This window comes from Janthinobacterium woesei (genome assembly GCF_051380875.1).
Taxonomy (GTDB): Bacteria; Pseudomonadota; Gammaproteobacteria; order Burkholderiales; family Burkholderiaceae_D; genus Janthinobacterium.
In genome coordinates, this window is record NZ_JBNYXW010000037.1 from 1 (window position 1) to 6,816 (window position 6,816).

8 protein-coding genes and 2 pseudogenes are annotated in these 6,816 nt (G+C 62.5%); 8 read left to right on the forward strand and 2 right to left on the reverse strand.

Translation table 11 applies throughout. The features are described from left to right. A pseudogene (locus ACQ4W6_RS25390) lies at positions 1-236 on the reverse strand (hypothetical protein); the annotation flags it as partial. Between the two features lie 241 nt (positions 237-477). Between ACQ4W6_RS25390 and ACQ4W6_RS25395 the strand changes: the two are divergent. Both ACQ4W6_RS25395 and ACQ4W6_RS25400 read left to right on the forward strand, forming a co-directional pair. Then, a pseudogene (locus ACQ4W6_RS25395) lies at positions 478-682 on the forward strand (Tn3 family transposase). Further along, positions 586-1,335 carry a PQQ-binding-like beta-propeller repeat protein gene (locus ACQ4W6_RS25400; protein WP_436569935.1) on the forward strand — a complete coding sequence of 250 codons (750 nt, stop codon included), beginning with the start codon at positions 586-588 and terminating at the stop codon, positions 1,333-1,335. Before ACQ4W6_RS25395 ends, ACQ4W6_RS25400 begins: the two are co-directional and overlap by 97 nt. A gap of 200 nt (positions 1,336-1,535) precedes the next feature. On the opposite strand, the gene ACQ4W6_RS25405 is transcribed toward ACQ4W6_RS25400, so the two are convergent. Beyond that, complete coding sequence (locus ACQ4W6_RS25405; RefSeq protein WP_436569936.1) at positions 1,536-2,435, reverse strand: LysR family transcriptional regulator; 900 nt, start codon at positions 2,433-2,435, stop codon at positions 1,536-1,538. Positions 2,436-2,587: 152 nt separating this feature from the next. Between ACQ4W6_RS25405 and ACQ4W6_RS25410 the strand changes: the two genes are divergently transcribed. From ACQ4W6_RS25410 to ACQ4W6_RS25435, 6 genes are all read left to right on the forward strand, one after another. Then, positions 2,588-3,583: an LLM class oxidoreductase gene (locus ACQ4W6_RS25410; protein WP_436569937.1), complete on the forward strand. Its 996-nt coding sequence runs from the start codon at positions 2,588-2,590 to the stop codon at positions 3,581-3,583. Next, complete coding sequence (locus ACQ4W6_RS25415; RefSeq protein WP_436569938.1) at positions 3,580-4,380, forward strand: sugar phosphate isomerase/epimerase family protein; 801 nt, start codon at positions 3,580-3,582, stop codon at positions 4,378-4,380. Before ACQ4W6_RS25410 ends, ACQ4W6_RS25415 begins: the two co-directional genes overlap by 4 nt. Positions 4,381-4,475: 95 nt before the next feature. Further along, positions 4,476-5,204, forward strand: a complete 729-nt coding sequence (locus ACQ4W6_RS25420) for a TIM barrel protein (protein ID WP_436569939.1) — start codon at positions 4,476-4,478, stop codon at positions 5,202-5,204. Then, entirely contained in the window at positions 5,201-5,410 is a 210-nt protein-coding gene (locus ACQ4W6_RS25425) for a hypothetical protein (protein ID WP_436569940.1), read from the forward strand. The genes ACQ4W6_RS25420 and ACQ4W6_RS25425 overlap by 4 nt, the downstream gene beginning before the upstream one ends. Then, complete coding sequence (locus ACQ4W6_RS25430) at positions 5,407-6,480, forward strand: helix-turn-helix transcriptional regulator (protein WP_436569941.1); 1,074 nt, start codon at positions 5,407-5,409, stop codon at positions 6,478-6,480. Before ACQ4W6_RS25425 ends, ACQ4W6_RS25430 begins: the two co-directional genes overlap by 4 nt. A gap of 51 nt (positions 6,481-6,531) precedes the next feature. After that, complete coding sequence (locus ACQ4W6_RS25435) at positions 6,532-6,723, forward strand: hypothetical protein (protein WP_436569942.1); 192 nt, start codon at positions 6,532-6,534, stop codon at positions 6,721-6,723. The last annotated feature ends 93 nt before the right edge of the window (positions 6,724-6,816 follow it).

Below are 6,816 nucleotides of genomic sequence, written 5' to 3' on the forward strand. Positions count from 1 at the left end.
GAAGTCGGCGCAGGCGCCGGCCAGCGGCAAGGCGACAACTCAGAAGGATTAACAACAACTCGCTTCACCGGCCAAGATAATTGACGCCGACCGGCCAAGATAGTTGACGCAAACCACTTGATGGAGTCGAAGGTCAGGCGGATATGTTGTTCAAGCGCCGCACAGGCCCTTTTATCGTCACGCTTCAATGTGGCATCGAAAATCAAGGTGTGCTCCGTGTGTACGTCGCGCGGCAAGATCGGGCGCGACAGTGCCAGATGGCGATAGCGCTCGGATTGCGGGACAGCCCCGTGCGCTTCGATATTTCATGCAGCGACAGCTTGTCGCGCAGGTGCATCCGTCGAACCTTGCCTAACATTTCCATGGTGATCACCTATTATTTCTCCCGCCTAATAATGAGGCAGAAGTAGTAGAACACCTGGGTCAGTTTTCAGTCGGCGCCAACAACAACTCAACCGTGGGGAGGGGCGGCACAGCGTGGCACGGGCCGTTTTCCATGGCAAGCGAGGCGAGCTGCGACAGCACTACCGCGAAGGACAGGAAGACCAGCTCGGCGCCCGGCCTGGTGCTCAACATGAACGTCCTGTGGAACACGAGCTATATGGAGGCCGCATTGAACAAACTGCGTGCGGACGGCTTCGAAGTGAGGGACGAGGACTCGGCCACACGCCGCCGCAGTTGAAATGGTACCTTGAGAGTCCGTCCTGGTATGGCACGACGAACTGGGGCGGTCAATCCATCGACAAGCAACATGACATCATGATCGTCAACGACATGCGGATCATGATGAAGGGTCGCTTGCTCAGCCGCGAGGTGGTGGACCAGCGCCTTGCCGGAAAAAAATCGGCAGGTGTCGGCGGCGTCATCCCGATGAAAAAGACCCCGTATGGTGCCGAACGCGGCATGGTGCAGTCGTTCCTCGGCGTGCCATGCACGAATCCCCCATTCGGCACCATGGCCGCCATCGACATGAACACTCAGAAAGTGTTGTGGCATCGTTCGCTGGGAACCCCCGAACAATTCGGGCCGCTGGGCATCAAGACCAATATGCCGATCGAACTGGGCATGCCGACTCTCGGTGGCGCAGTGATCACGGGTTCGGGTCTGGTCTTTTTCTCAGCGACGTCTGACTACTATCTGCGCGCACTCGACGTGATGACCGGTAATGTTCTCTGGAAAAGCGCGATCCCTGTCGGAGGCGGATCGACCCCGCTTGTGTTCACGTCGCCCGAGAGCGGCAAACAGTATGTTGTCGTCACGGCAAGTGGTTCACGCTCGGCGCCGGATCATGGCGACTACATCATTGCTTACACGCTTCCGGATCGAGCGCAGTAAAACTTTCCGGAATTCGTGAGTGTGATCACCTGATTTGATGGGCTGATGTTCATTCTTTGCGATGGCCATTACATCGAATTTTAAGACGAAACGGCGCTCTCGGCGCCGTTTTTCGTGGTGCGCCCGGCAGGGCGCGCTCACTTGGAGGTGCCAGTCCCGCCGCGTATTTGGAATTGTCACAGCAAGTTTTATTCGATGTTTTACCGATTACCGCTGCCGATCCGCTCGACCATGAAGTCGACGAACGCCTTGATTTTGGGCAGCGGTTGCCGGCTTGACGGCCACAGCAGGCAGACTTTGCGGTGGTCGCTGACGTATTCCTCCAGTACGCACACCAGCCGGCCGGCCGCGATGGCGTCTGCGGCAATGAAGTCCGGCAGCAGGGCGATGCCCGCGCCAGCCTCCGCCATCGCCTGCAACGGGTCGATCGCATTGGCAATGGCCGACTGCGACAGTTCGATATCGACTGGCTGCCCGTCGACGAGCAGCGGCCAGCGATCGAGCTTGCCACTACTCGGGAAACGATAGCGCAGACAGGCGTGTGAGGCCAGGTCGTCCGGGCGTTCGGGTGTGCCGCGCCGCGCCAGGTAGGCGGGGGCCGCCACCAGCCGGTGCCGGTAGCCGTCGAGTGCGCGCGTGGTCAGGCGTGAATCGTCGACGTCACCGATGCGTATCACCGCGTCGTACCCTTCATCGATGACGTTGACCAGTTCATCGCTGAAATTGAGTTCGAGCTCGATGTCCGGAAACTTATGCTGAAACGCCAGCAGGTGCGGCATCAGCCGCATGCCTATCTGAGGCAGGCCGATCCGCAACTTGCCCCGTGGTGCCGCTTTGGCCTGGCTCAGCTCGGCCCGCGCCACATCGAATTCCGCCAGGATGCGCTGGCAGCGCTCCAGAAAGCGGCCGCCCTCTGCTGTCAACGTGATGGCACGGGTCGAGCGGTGAAACAAGCGGGCGCCCAGATCTTCCTCCAGTCGCACGACGGCCTTGCCGATTGCCGATGAGGATATGCCTAAACGGCGCCCGGCCTCGGTGAAACTACGCGTCTCCGCGGACTGCACAAACGCGCCCAGGGCGCCAAAATAATCCATAGCCATCTTGAGTTCACTTCATCATAATTTTCCGATATCTTCAGAATATTAGCCTATTTTTCTTTTAAAGCCGGCATTCTATAGTGGTAACCACTAGTTGCCGACCGGCCCGGGCATTCTGTTCGGGCTGGCTAACACCGCTTTTCGACGGGATTGAAATGACTGCCACTTCCACTGTGGGCGCGCTCGCGCCCGAACTTGCCCGACATCCCGGCTACTCCCGGGTTTTTCAGCCGGGTCACCTGACCTTCGGTTTCATCGCCCCACTGGAAAGTTACCCTGACAGTGTCGGGCCGACGCTGGCCGACCATGCCGCGATGGCGGTCAAGGTCGACCAGGCCGGATTTGCCGCGCTGTGGCTGCGTGACGTGCCGTTCTACGATCCCAACTTCGGCGACGTCGGCCAGATCCTCGATCCGCTGGCCTATGCCGGCTACCTCGCCGCCATCACGCACCGCATCGCGATCGGCACGGCCGGCATCGTGCTGCCGCTGCGCGACCCGTTGATCGTGGCCAAGCAGGCCAGCACCGTCGACCAGTTGCTGGGTGGCCGCTTCCTGCTTGGCCTGGCGACCGGCGACCGGCCGGTCGAATATCCGGCCTTCGGGGTTGATTTCGACAACCGCGCCGAGCGTTTCCGCGACGCGCTGGCGCTGATCCGCGCCGCCACCGAGCAAGACTGGCCGGTACATGCGTCGCGCTTCTACGGCCGCCTGAGTGGCAACCTGGAGCTGGTGCCGAAGCCGGCGGCGGGGCGCCTGCCCATGCTCGTCATCGGGCACGCGGGACAGAGCACTGAATGGACGGCGCGCAACACCGACGGCATCCTGTCTTACTTGGCCGACCCGGCGCGTATTCCAGCCATCATCGAACAATGGCGCTTGGCCAGCGGCAGCGGTGTCTTCAAGCCTTATGGCTACGGTACGCTGTTCGATCTGGACCGCGATCCGGACCTGCCGCTGCAGACGGGCCGCGTGCTGCGCGCCGGCCGCAACGCGCTGCGCGAACTGTGGCTGCGCCAGCAGGAGCAGGGTGTGTCGCACGTCGCGCTGCATTTTAAGCCGACGCGGCGTCCGGCCGCGGAAGTTATCGACGAACTGGGCGAACATCTGTTACCGCTGTTTCCCAGCTTGGGCGCGGACGGGCAGCCATGAACCGCCCGTTGCACCATATGGATTTCATTTTCCAGACCAAGCTCGGGACCTATCCGCTGGCGACGCAATGCGAGATGCTGGCCGAACAGGGCTATCAGGGCCTGACTGTGTCGGCGTGGAGCAAGGAACTGTACTTGCTGCCCGAGGTGAAACAGCAATGGGGCCTCGATGTCGGCGCCCTGTATCTGATCTATCGCGAGGGATTGGAGGGGTTCGTCACCCGCACCGTTGAATCGATCGAGGGCTGCAACAGCATCGAACTGGCGCTCCATTCCGGCGATCAGGTGCAGGACGCCGACCGCCGTCTGCTTGAGGCCATCCTGCCGGTCTGCGAACGGCGCGGCATCGACATCGCCCTGTATCCGCACGTGCGCTACGGCATGCAGACGACCTCGGAAGCGGTCGCCTTGTGCCAGCAGTTCGACCATCCCAACCTGGGCATTGTATTCAATGGTTACCATTGGTTTGGGGCGCAGGAGCAGCACCTGGAGCGGCGCCTCGATGCGTTGTGGCCGTGGCTGCGCCAGGTCAACATTGCCGGTTGCCGCCTGTCGCCGCTGGGCTGGGGCGGCGTCGCCACCATCGAGCCGCTCGACGAAGGCGAAATGGACAATTTCGTGCTGCTGGGGGCGCTGGAGCGGCGCGGCTATACCGGGCGTTACGGCGTATTGGGCTGGGAAAGCATGGGCGGCGACGTGTATGGCAATCTGGAGCGCTCGCGCGTGGCGTTCCGTGCCATGGAGCGCCGTCTCGCGGCCCATCCGGATTGGGCCGTCATGACGGCCCAATCGTCATGAGCGGGGGGCACAGCGTGATACCCCATTCTGTCCATGCACTCGATTCTTTCTTTTACACTTCGATGGGGGTGTATGCGTTCCAGTCGCAATGTGAAATGCTCGCCGAACTGGGCTTTGACGGCATCACCGTGTCCGCGTGGGGCGGCACGCCGCTGACTGACCTGTCGCTGCTGCCCACCGTCAAGGCCCGCCATGGCATCGACGTCACGGCGCTCTATCTGGTGCTGCACGAAGGTCGCAACGACGCTGTGCTGCGGCGCATCGTCGACACAGTGGAAGGCGTGGAGCTGATCGAGCTGGCCGTGCAATCCTCGCTCAATGGCGGCGCGGCGATCCAACGCTTTATCGCATCGCTACTGCCGGTCGCCGAGCGGCGGGGCTTGCGCATCGCGTTGTACCCGCACTTAAAGCATGTAACGCAGACCACCGCCCAAGTGGTGGCGCTGTGCCAGCAGTTCAACCACCCACGCCTCGGTCTGTCGTTCAACGGTTACCATTGGTACGCTAGCCAGGAGGGCGATCTCGATGGGCGCCTGGCGGCCATGCGGCCGTGGCTGATGCAGGTGGTCCTGTCCGGCAGCAGCATGTCGCCGATCGGGTGGGGCGGAGTGGCAACCATGGAGCCGCTCGACCGGGGTGAGCTGGATAACTTCGCCATCCTGGCCGCGCTGGAGCGGGTGGGCTACAGCGGTAGCATCGGTGTGCTCGGCTGGGACTACGGCGGCGACGTGTATGCCAAGCTGCACCGCTGCCTGCACACGCTGCGGTCGATGGACCAGCGGGTGCTGCAGCATCCTGTATGGCGCTACGCGGAGTCCGCATGAGATTGCTCGGAGCTGGCAAGCGGCCCGTCGAAGATGGTCCTTCCATGAATGAACCAAGTTTGCCGTTCGTCGGGCTGAACGTACGCGAGAGCGGCGTGATGATCAAGCCGGTGCTGCGTTTTGACTGCGCTGCGGCATACCGGATGATGCGCGCTGCGTGGCTGATGGCCGGTGCTGGCCCGGCTTACTTGCGGGGCCGCGCATGAAGCGCGACCTGCCGTCCGACCTACAACTGGACGAGCGCTACACCAGAGTGGTGAGCGGGGAAATGAGCGCCGCCAGTGCCGTCATCGAGCGCTTGCAGGGGCCGTTCCGGGCCCTGAACAGGACGCCCGAAGCGGTCGGACCGGTCTGCATCCGGGCCGCGCTGTGCTGCTCGGTATCGGTATCGACCTTCGCGTTTGGCCGGGCTGTCGACATCGTGCCATCCGGGCTGGCCGACGCGCTGCTGGTGACCACGGCGATCAGGGGCAGCATTGCCATCGCCAGTGGCGGACGGCTGCTCGAAGTGGGCGTCGGCGACCGCCTGATCACGCAGGCCGAGGATGCTCCGATGTTTGTCTACGGAGCCGACACCGAGGTCTTGAAACTGCGCTTCGAGCGCCGCCGCCTGGAACAACTGAGTGGCAGCGCGCACGGCGAACCTGGCGGTGGCCGGCTGCACTTCCAGGCTGAAATGCCAGGTGCCGGCGCCTCGTGGCGCTGGATGGCGTTAGTCCACTACTTGGTGGCGACGTTAAATGATACCGATGGTGCGCCCGTGTCGGCGCCGGAAATGGCGTCGCTGGAAGAGCATCTGATGCTAACCCTGCTCAACATCCAGCCGCACACCTGGCAGGGCGCGCCGCAGCCGGGCCGGCGTGGCACGGCGCCGCGCCAGTTCCGCGCGGCAGCCGATTACATCGAGCGCCACCTCCGCGACACCCTCACGCTGGCCGACATCGCCGACGCCGCGCATTGCAGCGTGCGTTCGCTGGCGCGCGCATTTGCCGGCGCCGCCGAGGGCTCTCCCATGCAATACGTACACACGCTGCGGCTGGCCAGGATCCGGGCCGAGCTGCAAAACACCGCCTCGGCGCACAAGACGATCGCCGAGATCGCCATGGGCTGGGGGTGCGGCCATATCGGCGAATTTAACCGTAGCTACCTGCTGGCGTTCGACGAGACGCCGTCGGTGACGCGCAAAGAGCGTGCGCCGTCCCAATCTGGCACAAATCCGTCATCACGTCGGCAAGTTTCTGTCAGACGTGGCGGCGGCGCTGCCGTACGCTATTAATGCTGCGTCAAGTTGCTTGCTTAACGCCTGTTGAACCAATTGGAGAAATTCATGGAAACCACGCTGATTATCGATAACAAACATGTGCACGCGTCCAACGGTGCCACCTTTTCCCGCGTCAGTCCGACCTCCGGCGACGTGATCACGGTGGCCGCTGCAGCCACGCTGGGCGACGCGCTGAAGGCCGCCGATTCGGCCGCGCTGGCCTTCAGAAGCTGGCAGGGCGATTGCATGAAGGATTAGTGGTCGGTTTGGCCGTAGGGAAAAAATATTGCTTGTAAACCTGCCAAGAAAGGCGTTTACTCTCAATATTTGGACGCGCAAATGGCAAACGAA